Source organism: Rhodococcus sp. IEGM 1409 (assembly GCF_030056735.1).
Taxonomy (GTDB): domain Bacteria; phylum Actinomycetota; class Actinomycetes; order Mycobacteriales; family Mycobacteriaceae; genus Rhodococcus_F.
Genome location: NZ_JASHKN010000001.1, coordinates 305,408 through 322,396 on the forward strand (window position 1 = coordinate 305,408; position 16,989 = coordinate 322,396).

General features: G+C 60.8%; 12 protein-coding genes. 6 read left to right on the forward strand and 6 right to left on the reverse strand.

The annotated features are described in order from the left end of the window. Nucleotides 1-554 precede the first annotated feature (554 nt). The 6 genes from QM716_RS01535 to QM716_RS01560 are packed head-to-tail and all read left to right on the forward strand — an operon-like array spanning nt 555 to nt 6,105. Nucleotides 555-1,841, forward strand: a complete 1,287-nt coding sequence (locus QM716_RS01535; RefSeq protein WP_283301863.1) for a glycosyltransferase family 4 protein — start codon at nt 555-557, stop codon at nt 1,839-1,841. Continuing rightward, complete coding sequence (gene gmd, locus QM716_RS01540; RefSeq protein WP_283301865.1) at nt 1,838-2,875, forward strand: GDP-mannose 4,6-dehydratase; 1,038 nt, start codon at nt 1,838-1,840, stop codon at nt 2,873-2,875. The genes QM716_RS01535 and gmd overlap by 4 nt, the downstream gene beginning before the upstream one ends. Next, the gene (locus QM716_RS01545) at nt 2,872-3,852 is read left to right on the forward strand and encodes a GDP-L-fucose synthase family protein (protein WP_283301867.1); all 981 of its coding nucleotides are present in this window, start codon (nt 2,872-2,874) and stop codon (nt 3,850-3,852) included. Before gmd ends, QM716_RS01545 begins: the two co-directional genes overlap by 4 nt. A gap of 8 nt (nt 3,853-3,860) precedes the next feature. Further along, a complete protein-coding gene (locus QM716_RS01550; protein WP_502941932.1) occupies nt 3,861-4,397 on the forward strand; it encodes an LbetaH domain-containing protein in 537 nt (178 codons plus the stop codon). Continuing rightward, entirely contained in the window at nt 4,394-5,542 is a 1,149-nt protein-coding gene (locus tag QM716_RS01555; protein WP_283301871.1) for a glycosyltransferase, read from the forward strand. Before QM716_RS01550 ends, QM716_RS01555 begins: the two co-directional genes overlap by 4 nt. After that, nucleotides 5,539-6,105: a YdcF family protein gene (locus tag QM716_RS01560; RefSeq protein WP_349307338.1), complete on the forward strand. Its 567-nt coding sequence runs from the start codon at nt 5,539-5,541 to the stop codon at nt 6,103-6,105. The genes QM716_RS01555 and QM716_RS01560 overlap by 4 nt, the downstream gene beginning before the upstream one ends. Nucleotides 6,106-6,121: 16 nt before the next feature. On the opposite strand, the gene QM716_RS01565 is transcribed toward QM716_RS01560, so the two are convergent. From QM716_RS01565 to mfd, 6 genes are all read right to left on the reverse strand, one after another. Then, nucleotides 6,122-7,777, reverse strand: coding sequence for a glycoside hydrolase family 71 protein (locus QM716_RS01565; protein ID WP_283301873.1), 1,656 nt, complete (start codon nt 7,775-7,777; stop codon nt 6,122-6,124). 72 nt (nt 7,778-7,849) lie between these two features. Next, nucleotides 7,850-8,218 (reverse strand): hypothetical protein, encoded by a 369-nt coding sequence (locus tag QM716_RS01570; protein ID WP_283301875.1) that lies wholly within the window; start codon nt 8,216-8,218, stop codon nt 7,850-7,852. Between the two features lie 578 nt (nt 8,219-8,796). Further along, a complete protein-coding gene (locus QM716_RS01575) occupies nt 8,797-10,305 on the reverse strand; it encodes a sugar transferase (protein ID WP_283301877.1) in 1,509 nt (502 codons plus the stop codon). A 946-nt stretch (nt 10,306-11,251) separates the two neighbouring features. Next, entirely contained in the window at nt 11,252-12,310 is a 1,059-nt protein-coding gene (locus QM716_RS01580; RefSeq protein ID WP_283301879.1) for an IS481 family transposase, read from the reverse strand. A 119-nt stretch (nt 12,311-12,429) separates the two neighbouring features. Further along, nucleotides 12,430-13,332: a nucleoside triphosphate pyrophosphohydrolase gene (locus QM716_RS01585; protein ID WP_283301881.1), complete on the reverse strand. Its 903-nt coding sequence runs from the start codon at nt 13,330-13,332 to the stop codon at nt 12,430-12,432. A gap of 6 nt (nt 13,333-13,338) precedes the next feature. Next, the gene (mfd, locus tag QM716_RS01590; protein ID WP_283301883.1) at nt 13,339-16,965 is read right to left on the reverse strand and encodes a transcription-repair coupling factor; all 3,627 of its coding nucleotides are present in this window, start codon (nt 16,963-16,965) and stop codon (nt 13,339-13,341) included. Nucleotides 16,966-16,989: the final 24 nt, after the last annotated feature.

Genomic DNA, 16,989 nt, shown 5'->3' on the forward strand with positions numbered 1-16,989 from the left:
CAGACCAAAAGATTGTTTACTAAATAGTAACCGAGGGTGCAGGCAGAGTCGAGTCGGCGCCAACCGGCGCGTGTCCCAGCAGGTCGGCAATCCCCAGTTCCGACAACAGGACGCCGTGGACAACTCCGACATCGAGCGGGAGCCCACACACACATCGAGCCCAACTAGTACATCGAAAGTCGCGAGGCCCCAAAACATATAGATCCACGGTACTCGCCGTCGGGATCGGTGTTGAATGCAACACTTTTTCCGGCCGCACTCCCGACATAAGCACCAGCGCGAGAATGGCAAATCCTTGGCTAACCACTACTGATGCCGATTCGGAGGGGAAAATCAGCCACCTCCATTCGCCTTCGGGCATCCATACATCGCACATGAGCCGGTTGAAAAAAGACCAGAGTGCAGCTTAAATGGTGTTAACCAAACCATTTGATTGTTTCGGTCTGGGTTACCGGACTTGGAGGTTCACCATCAGTACATCAGCTGATCGGTTACGCGTGAGCGTCCGCGACGAAGTCGGCGCTTCAATCGACCAGAAAACCACACGTGACGACATGCTGAACATCACTCTGCTCGGTATCAACTATTCACCCGAGACGACCGGTATCGCTCCGTACATGACGGACTTGGCCGAAGAATTGAGCGCTCGCGGTCACAACGTCGACGTGATAACCGGGTTCCCTCACTATCCCGCTTGGGAAATCGATCCTGGGTACACGGGTCGCTCGATCGACGAGGACATCAACGGGGTTCACGTTCACCGTCGCCGTCACTTCGTCCCGAGTCCGCCCAACGCGCTCGGACGAATCAAAATGGAGTTGAGCTTCGGAGCTCGCTCGATCACGTCCAAGTGGGGCACACCCGACGTCATCGTCTGCACCAGTCCTGCACTGCTGGCGACAGCCATGTCACTCGGCCGCGCCCGCATGACCCCGCGCCGCCCGGCAATCGGTATCTGGGTTCACGACCTGTACGGCCAGGGAGTCGTCGAGACCGGTGCCATGTCCGGTCGCAGTGCTCGTGCGACTGCACGTCTCGAGGCCGCGGTCATGAAGTCCGCCGACGGTCTCGCAGTGGTGCACGACCGCTTCGTCGATCACGTCATCGACCAATTCGGCGTTTCTCCCGCCGACGTGACTGTCGTCAGGAACTGGACGCACGTCGCGCCGATCGCCGTCGGTGACATTGCTGCAGCACGTGCGCGATTCGGCTGGGCACCCGACGAGACCGTCGTACTGCACACCGGCAACATGGGTGTGAAGCAGGGCCTCGAGAACGTGGTAGAAGCCGCACGGCTCGCGGACGCACAGAAACTTCCGATTCGTTTCGTCCTCGTCGGAGACGGCAATCAACGTCCGGCCCTCGAATCGGCCGGCGCCGGTATCGACCGCCTCGACTTCGTTCGGCCACTGGACGACGAAGCATTCAGGACCGCAATGGTTTCCGCCGATATCCTCCTGGTCAATGAGGCCCCTGGCATCGTCGGCATGGCAGTGCCCAGCAAGCTCACGTCGTATTTCAGCAGCGGAACCGCGATCCTCGCGGCCACCGACGTCGAATCGACGACCGCGGACGAGATCCGCGCATCGGGTGCAGGTGTCGTGGTTCCGAGCGGAAGTCCAGCCGGGCTACTCGCCGCTGCACTCGAATTGGCAGGCAATGCAACAAAATCTGCTCAACTCGGACAGGCCGGACTGGACTACTGCGCCGCATCCGTAGGCAAGACAGCGTCCATCGACACATGCGAACAGTGGATACGAGAGCTGGCTGCACGTCGCGGAAAAACTCCGTATTCCGTCCCGACAAGCACGATCACAAAGAAGGCAGTTGACGCTCGATGACCAAACGCGCACTCATCACAGGTATCACCGGACAGGACGGTTCATACCTGGCCGAATTGTTGTTGGCCAAAGGCTATGAAGTACACGGCTTGATCAGGCGGGCATCCACCTTCAACACCTCGCGAATCGATCACCTCTACCAGGATCCTCACGAAGAGGGCGCCCGTCTGTTCCTCCACTACGGCGACCTCTCCGACGGAGCACGTCTCGTCACGTTGCTGTCGAAGATCGCGCCTGACGAGGTCTACAACCTTGCGGCACAGTCGCATGTCCGGGTCAGCTTCGACGAGCCCGAACACACGGGTAACACCACGGGCATCGGCTCGACGCGGTTGCTCGAGGCCGTCCGGATGACCGGACTCCAGTGCCGCTTCTACCAAGCGTCGAGCTCGGAAATGTTCGGTGCTTCTCCCCCGCCGCAGAACGAGGAGACCGCGTTTTATCCGCGCTCGCCCTACGGTGCGGCAAAGGTGTACTCGTACTGGATCACCAAGAACTACCGCGAAGCGTACGGAATCCATGCGGTCAACGGAATTCTCTTCAACCACGAATCCCCGCGTCGTGGTGAGACTTTCGTGACGCGCAAGATCACCCGGGCAGTCGCCCGCATCAATGCAGGCATCGAGGACAGCCTCTACCTCGGCAACCTCGACGCGGTCCGCGACTGGGGCTACGCGCCCGAGTACGTGGAGGGCATGTGGCGCATGCTTCAGGTCGACCAACCCGACGACTACGTCCTGGCCACCGGCGGAAACTTCACCGTCCAGGACTTCGTGGAAGCGTCGTTCAGCCACGTCGGACTCGATTGGCAGAAGTACGTGAAGTTCGATCCGCGCTACCTGCGCCCGACCGAGGTCGACGCACTCGTCGGTGACGCGAGCAAGGCCGAGCGTGATCTCGGATGGAAGGCCACCGTGCAGACCCCGGAGTTGGCGCGCATCATGATCGAAGCCGATATTGCCGCGCTCGAGCACGAGGGCAAGCCGTGGATCGACACACCGTCCCTTCCTGATTGGAGCAGCGCGATCTCATGACCACGACCAACTCAGCCACCCCGCTCGACCGCTCTGCGCCTACATACATCGCCGGTCACCGAGGTCTCGTAGGTTCGGCGATCTGGCGAAAGCTGAACGCCGAGAGCTTCTCCGACTTGATCGGACGATCATCGTCCGAACTCGATCTCCGGGATCGATCGGCGGTGTTCAGCTTCTTCGAGGAGACGAAGCCCGCGTGCGTCGTTCTCGCTGCCGCGAAGGTTGGTGGCATCGTCGCCAACAACACGTACCCGGTCGACTTCATCTCCGACAATCTGCAGATCCAGACCAACGTCCTCGACGCAGCGCTGCATCACGGCGTCACCAGGTTGCTCTTTCTCGGATCGTCGTGCATCTACCCGCGCTTGGCGCCGCAACCGATCACCGAGGATCAGCTGCTCAACGGCCACCTGGAACCGACCAACGATGCATACGCCATTGCGAAGATCGCCGGCATCATTCAGGTTCAGTCTGTTCGTAAACAGTATGGGCTGCCGTGGATTTCGGCGATGCCCACCAGCTTGTACGGTCCGGGTGACAACTTCACGGAAACGGTGTCGCACGTACTTCCTTCGATGATTCGACGTCTCGATCAGGCGAAAAACGAAGGGGTCACGTCTGTCACCAACTGGGGTTCGGGCAGCCCACGTCGTGAGTTCCTTCACGTCGACGATCTGGCCGACGCCGTCCTGCACCTGCTGGACACCTTCGACGACTCCAAGCACATCAACGTCGGAACCGGTCGTGACGAGACCATTCGTGAATTGGCCGAGATCGTCGCCGAGGCCGTCGGATACGAAGGTGAGATGAAGTGGGACACCAGCAAGCCTGACGGTGCGCCGCGCAAACTCCTCGATGTCTCCACCTTGATGGAAACCGGTTGGACTCCGAAGATCTCGACGAAGAGCGGGATCGAATCGACTGTGGCCTGGTACCGGGAAAATGTTCAGAATGCTGCGGAATCGGTCCGACTATGAGCACGCCAGTGAATTTCACACGCTCGTTGGCGGGATTCACTGGCGCCGGATACGACAAGGGACGCGGACCACTCGTCCAGATCGCTTGGCTTCTCGTATCCGGCGCGGTTCTCTCGCACTGGTGGTGCCCGAACCGTATTCGAATTTCGATCCTGCGAAAGTTCGGAGCAGGTCTGGCCGAAGGAGTTCTCATTCGGCATCGCGTTCGCATCCACTGGCCGTGGAAACTCACGGTGGGCGCCGATTCGTGGATCGGCGAAGGAACCTGGATTCTGAATCTCGAACCCGTCACGATCGGTGCCGACACCGCGATTTCGCAAGATGTGTTCCTGTGCACCGGAAGTCATGATCACCGAAGCGCTACTTTCGAATTCGACAACGCCCCCATCACCATTGGTGACGGAGCCTGGATCGCTGCACGCGCCACGGTCCTTCGCGGCGTGACCGTGGGTAACCGAGCGATCGTCGGTGCCACAGCGCTGGTCACCTCCGACGTTGCCGACGACTCGACCATGTTGGCGCCGCGCGCCAAGGAAATCAAGTGAAGATTCTGCACGTCGTCACCCTTCTTTCTCCGGATGCCGCGTACGGAGGGCCCATTCGGGTCGCCCTCAACCAAGCGACTGCCCTCCAGGACCACGGGCACGACGTCACGATCGCTGCGGGTACCCGTGGGTATGCCCAACCGCCCACCCAAGAGCAGGGCATTGCGCTGCAACTGTTTCCGGCTCGGACCCTGATCCCCAAGATCGGGTATGCCGGCATTGCCGCCCCTGGGATGTTGCTGTGGCTTCGGAAGCACCTCCGTGAATTCGACGTCGTTCACATCCATCTCGCCCGCGACTTCGTCACTCTGCCCGTTGCCAGACTGGCGCTGGCATACGGGGTGCCATTTGTGGCTCAAACTCACGGAATGATCGACGGCACAGACAAATTGCTGGCGAAGCCGCTGGACGCGGCGTTGACGGTCCCTGTCTTGCGTGGCGCGCGAACAGTTTTCCACCTCACAGATCGTGAACGCCAAGACCTTCTGGCTGTGACTGCGGGCCACGACATTCACCTCGTGGAGCTGAACAACGGTATTCCCGAGTCGGAAGAAGCTGTGCGGCCGGTTATTGGCGACGATCAGGTTCCTGACGTTTTGTTCCTCGCACGCCTACAAGAACGCAAACGACCGCAAGTATTCGTCGACGCCGCATGTGTCGTACTCGACTCGGGGCGTAAGGCACACTTCTCGATCGTGGGCCCGGACGAGGGCGAAGCCGCGGCCGTGACGACGTCGATCGAGCAGTCCAGCCACCGTGACTCCATTCGTTACGAAGGTCCACTTCCCTTCGACCAATCGACCGCACGATATTCAAGATCGTCGATCTACGTCCTGCCGTCGGTGAACGAACCGTTTCCGATGTCAGTGCTCGAAGCAATGGCCGCTGGGCTCCCGGTCATCGTGACAGACACCTGCGGTGTTGCGTCGCTCATCCGGGACGGAAACTGCGGAATCGTCGTGGACGATACGACGGAGGCCCTGTCTTCGGCGATCTCGTGGATGCTCAACAATCCCGAAGAGTCGGCGAACATGGGAACACGCGCTCGGGACGTGGCAAGAAACACGCTCGGGATGGACGCTGTCAGAAAGGTTCTCGAAGCTGAATACAGCAAGCAGCGGGAAGGTCGGCTCGCAGTCTCGTGAAAGCTGACCTCACCGCCACTACCGGCCGGTCGCGTCGCCGGATACGAGGTCTCGTCGCACTTGCCTTCGCACTCATCGCGGTCACCGCGGTCGGCTGGCCTGTGTATGTCACCCCGAAAATCGACGCTCCCGAAAAAGCCGACGCCATCGTTGTACTCGGCGGCGATCATGACGGGCGCGAGGAGTACGGGCTGTCCCTAGCCGAACAGGGATTCGCACCGCAGATCGTATTTTCGAACCCCTACCGCGCGAGCGACACGACGATGAAGTCGATCTGCGAAGGCCACTACGATTTTGACGTGAGCTGCTTCAAGCCCGATCCCTCCACAACCCGGGGTGAAGGTCAGGAGATCCGCAGGCGAGCCGAGGCCGAAGGGTGGAAACGAGTAATCGTTGTCACCTTTGTGCCGCACGTATCGCGGAGCCGGTACATCATCGGCAAGTGTTGGGACGGTGAGATCAGAGTTGTCGCCGATCCACAGCCGCTGCCGGTCTGGGTCTGGGCCGCCAATTACGTGTGGCAGACGGCTGGCTACGTTCGTGCTCAGTTCGAATCATGTTGAGCGAGAGTGCTCCGCGTCACCGTCTGCTCGAGTCCATCAGATAGTCGTAGTTCTGGTTGTACGGAGCCTGACTGACGGTCACATGTGAATTGACGGACGCCACCGCGACTCCGGCGCGACTGGTCACAACGGAGATGTCCCCCGCACCCAATCCGGCGACGCACGGGAAAGCCTCCGCGGGAACGTGACACGTCGTCACTTGCCCGCCCACTGTGATTGTCACGTCCGCCGGCGCGGTCAGGAAGCTCAGGACCTCGACTGTGTTGTCGGCAGCAGGCGAATACGGCCTGAGGGCCATCGGCGCGCTGGAAGGATTCACGGGCGTCGCCCACGTTGGCTGATTGCGGTACGACAGGTAAACCGTGTCTCGCACGACCGTCGGGTACGCGCCCGTGCGGAAGCGATATAGCCAGTATGAATTCAGATCCAGCAGCGCAAACCCGTGACCTGCGCTGGGTTGGAACGATGTCCCCTCGCTGTAGTCATTCCAGGTGACCAACTGAACCCACTCGCTCTGCGATTGCAGGGCAATTTCCCACGTGTTGCGCAGATTCAGAGTGTTTATCGTTTCGTCAAAGATTCCCTGCTGCGGCCGCGCATCCTGGAAACTTACCGGTTGCATCCAAATCTTCCCGAGATCATGCGCTCGATCAGCCAATACCAGCGGCGCATTAGCATCGGTTCGCGACAGCGAATTCGCGTTCGGATTTCTCTCCCCCCAGCTCGACATCCCGTAACTGATCGACGCGAATGCATCTATGTTGGACGCCGCGTCGACAAAAAGCGGGACAAATGCAACCGTTTCGCCGTATGTCGACTGCATAACGCTCAGAAACTGAGACCACCAACTCGGGGTCTTCTGCTCCGCAGCGAAAGGCGAGATCACCAGTCGCCCGTCGGCCAGTCGGTATGCGGATGAATAATCGGCATAGACTGCCATTTCCGCGGCGGCTTCCACAGGAGTCATTGTCTGGAATTCTGCCATCATGTCCGGCATCAACATGATCTTGAAATCCGAATCCGCATTCACTGTTGCCTGCATCAGGGCGAGCGGAACGCTGCTGCCCCACCAGGAAGTATTGTTCGAACGTGCCATGATGTCGACGGAAAAACCGTCGATACCCTCCGAAGCTGCCTGACGTACTTCAGTTTCCAAGTTCCGCAGTTTCCAGTCAGGATCGCTGATCGGAGCCTGCGGGAGAGGCCTGTCCCTGAGAAACCCACCGTAGGAGGCGTGAACGCCACCCTCGCCGTTCACGGCCAAATAATGCTGCGAATATGTGTCTGTAGCCGGATCCTGATTGTCGAGAGATATCGGATACGGCGGAAAATAATGGGCGAATACCCGCTTCGAATTCAGCGTCGACGGGGCGGGTACATCGAACGGCAACACCGTATTACCGACTTCGGATGTCGTCTCAAATCGATCAGCCTGCGCCATGGCCGCAGTAGAACCAGACACACTGGCGGTGACCAGAACACCGACAAATCCCAGCGCAAGAGACGTTCGAATTGCAGAAGCGACGAGTCGTGCCACTATGCCCCCAAATAGATTGCCCCAAGTAGATGCTGAACAATCAGATCTCTCTTCGAGCGAATCAACCGTTACCCGGCGAGTGCGTCGAAGGTAACATCGGCGTAGTGATTGTGCAATGAATCGCGCGGCACTCAATTCGAAGGGAGAATCCTGAGCTACGACCCTGACTCACCCCCATCTGTGCTACTGCCCGCCTGGTCAGGACACTCACTTACCCAACAGCCACCGAGGTCTCGACCACATCTGCCAGTATTCGACGATCTCAGCACCGGCCGAGTCGTACATACTGTCGCCTGCCTCGCTCGCCAAGAAACACAGCGAACCTTCCCCCACCTCTGCATAGGCCGTTGCCGAAGCTTCCTGAAGAATTCGAAGACCGTGCCCTCGCCGTCGGCCGCCTGGGCGCGTGCCACCCGCCCACACTGTGCTGATCGACTCCCCTACCGACACGATCGCTGCGGTTTGCAGGACGTCGTCTTCGAACAGTCCTACGACAGAACGGAACGGGTGCCCATCAGTGCCCCTGGACGAGTAGACGAGTCCCGCAGATTCGGGATCGATCCCGAAGACATCCACCGCTAGTGCGCGCCGAATCCAATTCGGACTCGTCGAGCACCCGGATTCGGGGATCGTCCGCCACCGGCGCATTCGGCAACGCCCGAAAGGAACTCGACCGGACACACACCCATCCTGCATCCGACATGACGGTCGCCGCATTCAATCCTGCGCCGGCCAACATGATGACGCTCCGCAGCCTTCTGAGAGAGAACATGCTCGAGTACCTCGGTCGCATTTTTTCGCAAGTCCCCGCCGTAGACGAGTGCAAGTTTGTAACTGGGATCCGGAGCACCCGTCAGCGCGATCCACCACCCTTCCTCGACTACGTGCAGACCCGCGGGTGGTACGAGCCCATCCATATTGCGCCCGTACGCATCTCTCACCTCCCGCAGCCCTGCGACAGTTCTAGACACTTGCCATCCACTCATCACGCAACTCCTCGAACCCCAAGCGGGATCTGGTGTTTCGAAAAACAGTCATCAGCTCCCACAGCTACTCCGGCGACCTGTTCGTGGTCACCAGCCACTCATCCGGAAACACGAAAGTCCGGGTGTTGCTCGGAGAACAATTCTCCGAGCACCACCCGGTTTTCAGTGTCAGTAGGCTCCGTCGCTCTTGACTACTGCTGAGACAGTTCGTGCGATGATCGAGAGATCTTGTGCCACGGACCAGTTCTCGACGTACGAGGAGTCGAGTCGGACCGAATCCTCCCACGAGAGATCACTACGTCCGCTGACCTGCCACAGTCCGGTGATGCCGGGCTTGACGAACAGACGGCGAGAAACCTCGTCGTCGTACATCTCAACTTCACGACGCAGCGGCGGGCGAGGACCGACAACACTCATCTCGCCCCGCAGGACGTTGAAGAACTGAGGAAGCTCATCGATGCTGAGTCGGCGCAGAACCTTGCCCACCCGAGTGATCCGAGGATCTTCGCGCATCTTGAAGAGCACTCCGCCGGCGCCTTCGTTGTCACCCATGAGATCGGTCACCTGCTGGTCTGCACCCTGGACCATGGTCCGGAACTTGTACATGGGGAACGGTTTTCCGTTGAGACCGATTCGCTCTGCCTTGTAGAAGACCGAACCCTTGGACGTTGCCTTCACCGCGATGGCCGCAGCAACCATAACGGGCGACACGAGCAGAATCATCAGTGCAGAGAACATTGCGTCGAATACTGCCGGCAGCTTGCGATTGGCACCTTCGTAACGCGGCCGTGCAACGTGGATCAGGGGAAGCCCTGCGACGGGGCGGAACATCAACCGTGCCTTGGAGACATCGGCAACGACGGGCGATACGACGAGGTCGACGCCTTCGGCTTCGAGATCCCACATGAGCGTGCGGAGTCCGACCTGACCCAAGTCCTCGGTTCCGGTGACGATGACGGTGTCCGCATTGCTCGATCGCATTGCCTCGACGACCTCGAACTCGTTGCCGAATACCGGGATTCGTGCACCGTCGACCATGATGTGATCGTCGACGGCGGTAGCGCGGCGCGGAATGCATGCGCCGACGACGTCGTATCCAGCCGATGCGTCACGGACGAACGAGCGGGTGGTTGCCACTACAGATGCGTGGCCACCGATGAGAAGGACCGAATTCCTGCACTTGCCGGACGCACGCTTGCGCAGAATGTCGCGACGCCACAGGTAGCGGCCGAGAAGCAGTGCTCCCAGGCCGACCGGCAGGGCAATCATCAGATAGCTCCGTGCGATTCCCACGCCGAGGACGATGGCCGCCAGGGCGCCCAGTCCGAAGACCTGGCCGGTGGCGAGAAGGACGCGCTCGTACTCGTCGCTGCCCTCACCCAACGTCGCCTGGTGACGACTACGGCCCCGAGCGAGCGCAACCATCCAGAGTCCGCCGAGGGCGACCGAGGCAACGACCTTCATCGGTGTCAGCCACTCGAGGGGGTGGGGCCACATGCTCACGATCTGCGCAAGGGCGATCACCAGTACGACGGTGATGGAGTCGGTAACGGCGATGTGACGCCGGTATCCCTGCCTCCAATCCGTACCGACCTTCGCCGACGAACTCGCCTCGGGACCGATCGCGCGGATAGGCGATTGCCCGGACTCGGTTTCAACCCCGACATGTACGCTCATGGATTTTCTGTCTTTCTGGTCATCGAACTTATGAGTTGGCTGGATCAGTTCTCTAGCGAGTCGCTGACCGGTAACCAATATCGCGATCCTGGAGCGGCAACACCCCGCAGGTTGCCACGCCCGGAGACGCACGGTTTCAAGCCACACCGACTGGAGTTTGCTTCGATAACCAGCCCTGAGCTGGTTGCTTCGGGCAATTTCATACCCCGCGTCGAACTTCTTGATTGAAAACATACCTTAGGTTTGTTTCATGTGCACTCATCATTAGCGGGCAACCCATCGGTAACCAGGAAATTGCGGAAAATTTGTACAAACCGGGCAAAATCGGGCCTCAGGAAGGTCAACCTGTAAGCGTAATCACGTTTTCATCGCCCCCGTTCGCAGCGTTTCTCGGCCGCCGACAGTGCCGTCGTGCGTCAGTTCAGCCTTGGCAACCAACGCGGTCGAACATATTGTCGTGCGAGGAGCCCGTCTCGTTACCGTTGCAGCGTCGCGAGACCCGCGAATGTGTACATACTGAACAAGTGCGGCATCGGGGGTATCGATCCTCTGAACTGGGAGAAGCGGCGAACCGGGCATACAGCACGCGGCTCGGAGCCATTGAGGGCTGGATCCGGACTGGTCGCGCGAGCATCGCTGATATGTATGGCTGATTACTCGAACTCACCCTGACGCCCCCCGGCAAATGCTGCGCTATCCAGACGTCGGGAACCTATCAGCACTGCGTAGGCCACGGACCCTTGACTTCGAGTCGTAATGCAAATGTGTCCGGAATCTGCATCACATTGTTACCTTCGGGTCAGATACCGGGTCTCAGGCACCTGATCAAGCACCTCATTTTGCCCCCTCAGCGAGTCTGCCAGTGCCTTCATTCCGGATTGGGTGGGTTCCAGTCCACCGCAGGGGCACCAGCCAGCAGTAGCTCCAGTGCGTCCGGACAAAGTAATCAGGCAGTGAGGTTTGCGATACCGATGTGTCCGTGAGCTGCACGCCTGGTTTGCATGTATGAGGCACGGACGTTAGCTACGCGGTGCCGGCGGTAAGCGACGGGCGGTCGTCCTCCGCGTGCTGAATGCGGTCGGTGGTAATTGTAGTGAACATTCCACACCTCGACGGCGGTGCGTCGTTGCTGCTCGCTGCTGTATTCGCGGGAGTAGAGCAGTTCTTCGGCGAGGATGCGGTTGTATCGTTCTACTTTCCCATTGTGTTTCGGGGTGTACGGCCTGATCCGTTGGTGTCGAGAGGTTCCGAGTGAAGCCGTGAAATCAGCTGCCCGATAGCATGATCCGTTGTCGGTGATCACCCGTTCGATCCGGGTGATGCCGTGTGCGGCGAAGAAGAGTCGGGCGTTGTTCATGAAATCGATGGCTGTTGCGGCGGTTTCGTTGTTCCTGGCTTCGGTGTACGCCAGGCGGGTGTTACCGTCGATCGCGGAATGCAGGTAGGTGTAGCCGATGCGGGCCTGGTTGTTCTTCGTTTTCCGGCGCTGGGATCGTTTGGCCTGCTCGGACCCGCGGCCGTGGACGCGCCACCCGCCGCCGTCGGGGATCTTCCCAACTTTCTTGATGTCGACGTGGACCATCTGTCCTGGCCGTTTCGCGATGATGACCTGTGGTTTTCGGTTGGTTTCGCCGTTCGGGTCGATGAACCGGCGACGATTCAGCCCGAGATTCCGCAGGATCTTCGTGACCGTCCTGCGAGCAATGTCCGTTCCATCCATTCGGAGTTCGAACGTAATTCGTGAGGCCGACCATTTCCGGGTCCGTCGCATGAATTCGATCTCGGCCACGACGCCCGCCGCAGTGGCGGTCGGTTGGTGTTTCGGTGTGCTGGATCGGTCGTGTAGTCCCAGGTCGCCGTATTTGCGGTGACGGTTGACCCACTTCGAGGCGCATTGCCGCGAGACCCCCATTTCAGCAGCGACATGCGCTACCGGACGCGTTCGGCATCGTTCGACGAGTCGCCGTCTTCCCTCCACTGTCAGCGGAGCATTACGGTGTGTCACAGGGCTGGTCCTTCTTGGTTAAGAACGGTTGTGTCGCAACTCCCATTCTCACGCCGAGGACCAGCCCGTCTACTTCAGTCCCGCGTCAGCAACGTCCATACCCACAACAACTAGCTCGCTCACTCGTTATCTTCGGCCGGTATTTGCCAAGCCGCAGTCCACCGACCAGCACTCGAACCCGGATCCGTCCCGGCCGGGCAGTCGGCAATCCGGCCCTCCGCGGCGCGATAGTTCGATGCGAACCTCAGTGCTTCTACCCGCAGGCTAGTTTCCAGCGCCCGATACGCGGCCAGCTTCTCGCGCAGTTCAGCGGGGACGAGGTCTTGCGGGAACCCGGCACGGATCGCCCTACTCGCAAACTTCTCGGCCAACAGGCCGGCAGGCTGGCTGACGGCGATCCCGTCCATCGCCGAGGCACGGGCCTTCTCCACTGCCTTGAGGGTCTCCCATGCACGTTCTTGCTCGGCGATGTCCACGGTTCCTGACGTCTCCAGATGCGGACTCCGGTGAATCAGCTTCTCGATGAGCGCCGCACCCACATCGTCGACGTCGAAGGCCCCGGTCGACTGCGCGATCCTGGATTGAAACAGGACCTGCAGCAAGAGATCACCCAATTCCTCACGAAGGTCGGTGAGATCGCCACTACGGATGGCGTCAAGCACCTCGTACGTCTCCTCCACGAGATACACGGACAGGCTGTCGTGCGTCTGCGTCGACTCCCACCCGCCACGGTTCCACAATCGATCCATGATCGACGCGGCCTCCACCAATCGATCACCGAGGACTGGTTCAGCCCGCACGATCCTTGCCCCCGAGGCGACCACTGCATCGAGTCGCGGTCCGGGCACGTCCATCATCACCGTCACCAGGGCGCCCGGCGTCGAATCGGGAAGAGAGACACGAGCCGACTCCGGAACGCCGACGTCGATCTCGATCTCGCCTGTCAAGTACGCAAGCGCCGCCAGCGGAACCACCTGCGGGCGTGTCGGATCGAGCAGTACGACGGTCGGCGTTGTGGTCACCTCGAGTTACGCCTCGACTACGACGGCGCCGGCCGCGCGCCCGTCGATCGCGAGGATGAAGTCCGCGATGTACTGCAACAGTTCGACGTCACGCAACCGATCCGAGCCGACTCCCCCGGTGCGTGGCAGCGGGAGTTGCACGAGCCCGGTCGTTGCCCGGTACTGCGCACTCGGATAGATCCGCTTGAGCCTGATCTGTTTGGAATCCGGCAGGGCCATCGGGGAAACCTTCAGCTGTGTCCCGGTGACGGCGACTTCTTCGAGTTCGTACTCGCGGCACAGGAGACGCAGCTTGGCCACCGAGATCAGCCGTCGAACCTCTTCGGGCAGTGAGCCGTAACGATCGACCAATTCTTCGACGACAGCAGCGATACCGTCGGAATCCGTCGCGGCAGCGAGCTTGCGGTACCCCTCCAACCTGAGCCTGTCACTGGTGACGTAATCGGGCGGGATGTGCGCGTCGACCGGCAGGTCGATCCGGACCTCCTTGGTGCCCTCGTCCATCGTGATCGGTTTGCCGTCGGCTGCCGCCCGGAAGGCTTCGACTGCCTCTCCCACGAGCCTGACGTACAGATCGAACCCGACACCCGCCACGTGGCCGGACTGCTCTGCGCCGAGGACGTTTCCGGCTCCACGAATTTCGAGGTCCTTCATCGCAACTGCCATACCTGCGCCGAGGTCGGAGTTCTGCGAGATCGTTGCCAGTCGGTCGTACGCCGTTTCCGTCAAAGGCTTTTCGGCCGGATACAGGAAATAGGCATATCCGCGTTCGCGACTACGCCCGACTCGGCCGCGCAACTGATGCAACTGCGAAAGCCCCAGTGAATCCGCACGTTCGACGATCAGCGTGTTCGCGTTCGAGATGTCGAGACCGGTTTCGATGATCGTGGTACAGACCAACACGTCGAAGTCGCGCTCCCAGAATCCCTGCACGGTCTTTTCGAGAGTGTCCTCGTTCATCTGACCGTGCGCCACGACGACGCGGGCCTCCGGAACGAGTTCGCGGATCTTCTTGGCTGCCTTGTCGATCGAGCTGACGCGGTTGTGCACGTAGAAAATCTGGCCGTCGCGCAGAAGTTCACGCCGGATGGCCGCGGCAACCTGCTTGTCCGCATACGCACCGACGTAAGTGAGGATCGGATGACGTTCTTCCGGCGGCGTGAGGATCGTGGACATCTCGCGGATCCCGGCCATGCTCATCTCGAGAGTACGAGGAATCGGGGTAGCCGACATCGTCAAGACGTCGACGTGGGTGCGTAGTGCCTTGATGTGTTCCTTGTGCTCGACTCCGAATCGCTGTTCCTCGTCGACGATCACAAGCCCGAGGTCCTTCCAGCGGATACCGGTCTGCAGCAACCGGTGAGTACCGACGACGATGTCGATCTCACCTTCGGCCATGCCGGCGATGATTTCCTTCGAGTCCTTGGCATCGGTGAAACGGGACAGCCCTCGCACCCTCACCGGGAAGGACGCCATTCGCTCCGTGAACGTCTGAAGATGTTGCTGTGCAAGAAGAGTCGTGGGCACCAGCACCGCCACCTGCTTGCCGTCCTGTACTGCCTTGAACGCGGCGCGAACGGCGATCTCCGTCTTGCCGTAACCGACGTCACCGATCACCACCCGGTCCATCGGAACCGGCTTCTCCATATCGGCCTTGACCTCACTGATAACGGTCAATTGGTCGATGGTCTCGGTGAACGCGAATGCGTCCTCGAGTTCCTTCTGCCACGGCGTGTCCGGGCCGAACGCATGCCCAGGGGCTGCCTGACGCGCCGCGTAGAGCTGAACCAACTCACCCGCGATCTCACGAACCGCCTTGCGGGCCTTGCGCTTGGTGTTTGCCCAGTCGGATCCACCGAGCTTGCTCAGCGCCGGCAACTCTCCACCGACGTACCGGGAGAGTTGATCGAGCGATTCCATCGGGACGAACAGACGATCACCCGGGTGACCACGCTTGCTCGGCGCGTACTCGATGACCAGGTATTCACGACGCGCCCCGCCGATGGTGCGTTCGACCATCTCGACGAAACGGCCGATACCGTGCTGATCGTGCACGACCATATCCCCTGCCGACAGCGCGAGGGGATCGACCTGATTGCGGCGCTTGGCCGGCAAACGCTTTCCGTCGCCGACCGCGGCAACACGGTTGCCCGTCAGATCGGACTCGGTGACGATCACCATCCCCGGCGTCGAGTCGTCGCCGGCGAGTACCAAGCCGTCGTGCAGTGATCCGCGGAGCACCGCGACCTGTCCACGGGCGGGGGTAGCGCCGGCGTCGAGCATCTTGGCGGGCACTTCGGCTTCACCGAGTCGCTCCACGACGCGGCTTGCCGTTCCGGCACCTGCCACCACGATCGCCGCGCGACCGCCCGCGCTCACGTGCGCCCGGAGGCTGACGAACAGCTCGGCCAACAGGTCGTCGGAACCACGTACCTGCGGTGCCGCCTGAACCGGGAGCTCGAGTTCTTCACCATTTCCCGACGCCAGCGGGCTGACCGTCCACCACGGACGGCCGGCAGCTTCGGCGGATTCGCGAACATGACGAAGCGACCGGTACGCGGAGGCGCCGAGATCGACTCCCCCGCCGTTGAGGATCGACGTGTCGAGCGGTGCCGCGCCGCCGATCGACGCCGCCGTCCACGACGCTTCCAAGAATTCCTGGCCGGTGCGCACCAGGTCGGTGGCGCGGGTGCGCACCTTCTCCGGATCACACAGAAGGATGTGCGCACCGACGGGAAGAACATCGGAAAGTAGTTGCAGTTCACCGGGTTTGAGAACCGGGAGCAGTGCTTCCATTCCTTCGACGGGGATGCCTGCCGAGATCTTGTCCAGCATCTCGACCAACGAGGCATCAGCCTGGTTCTCAGCAGCGAGTGCCGCAGCTCGATCGCGAACATCAGCTGTCAGAATCAGCTCACGACACGGCGGCGCAATCACGGAATCGACGTCGACGTCCGGTAGCGAACGCTGATCGGCAACCGAGAAGTACCGAAGCTCCGATACCTCGTCACCCCAGAATTCGATACGTACCGGATGATCCGCCGTCGGCGAGAACAAGTCGAGAATGCCGCCGCGGACCGCGAACTCACCACGCTTTCCCACCATGTCGACACGGCTGTACGCCATCTCCACCAGACGTACGAGAACGGAATCGAAATCGATCTCGGTGCCGACGCGCAATGTGATCGGCTCGATCTCGCCCAGACCTGGTGCCATCGGCTGAACGAGAGAGCGCACCGTGGTGACGATCACCCGAAGCGGCGAGCCGTACGAGGCGTCGTCTGGTCTGGCGAGTCTGCGCAGTACCTCCACCCGTCGTCCGACGGTATCCGCGCTCGGCGACAGTCGCTCGTGCGGCAATGTTTCCCACGACGGGAACTGCGCGACACCTCCGCCGAGCATCTCGGTGAGTTCTGACGTCAGATCGTCGGCTTCGCGACCGGTGGCCGTCACCAGCAGTACCGGCGTGCGGGCGGCAAGTGCAGCGGCGATGAATGGTCGAGCCGGCGTCGGCGCCACGATGTCCAGGGCGGCCGCGCCGATGGAGTCGATCACCGGAGTGAACGCGGCGTCTGCGAGGGCTACCTCGGCGAGTCCAGCGAGCGCAGTCTGGGCAGAGGACAAGGAAGTCAACGAACGCGCTCCTGAACAGTGATG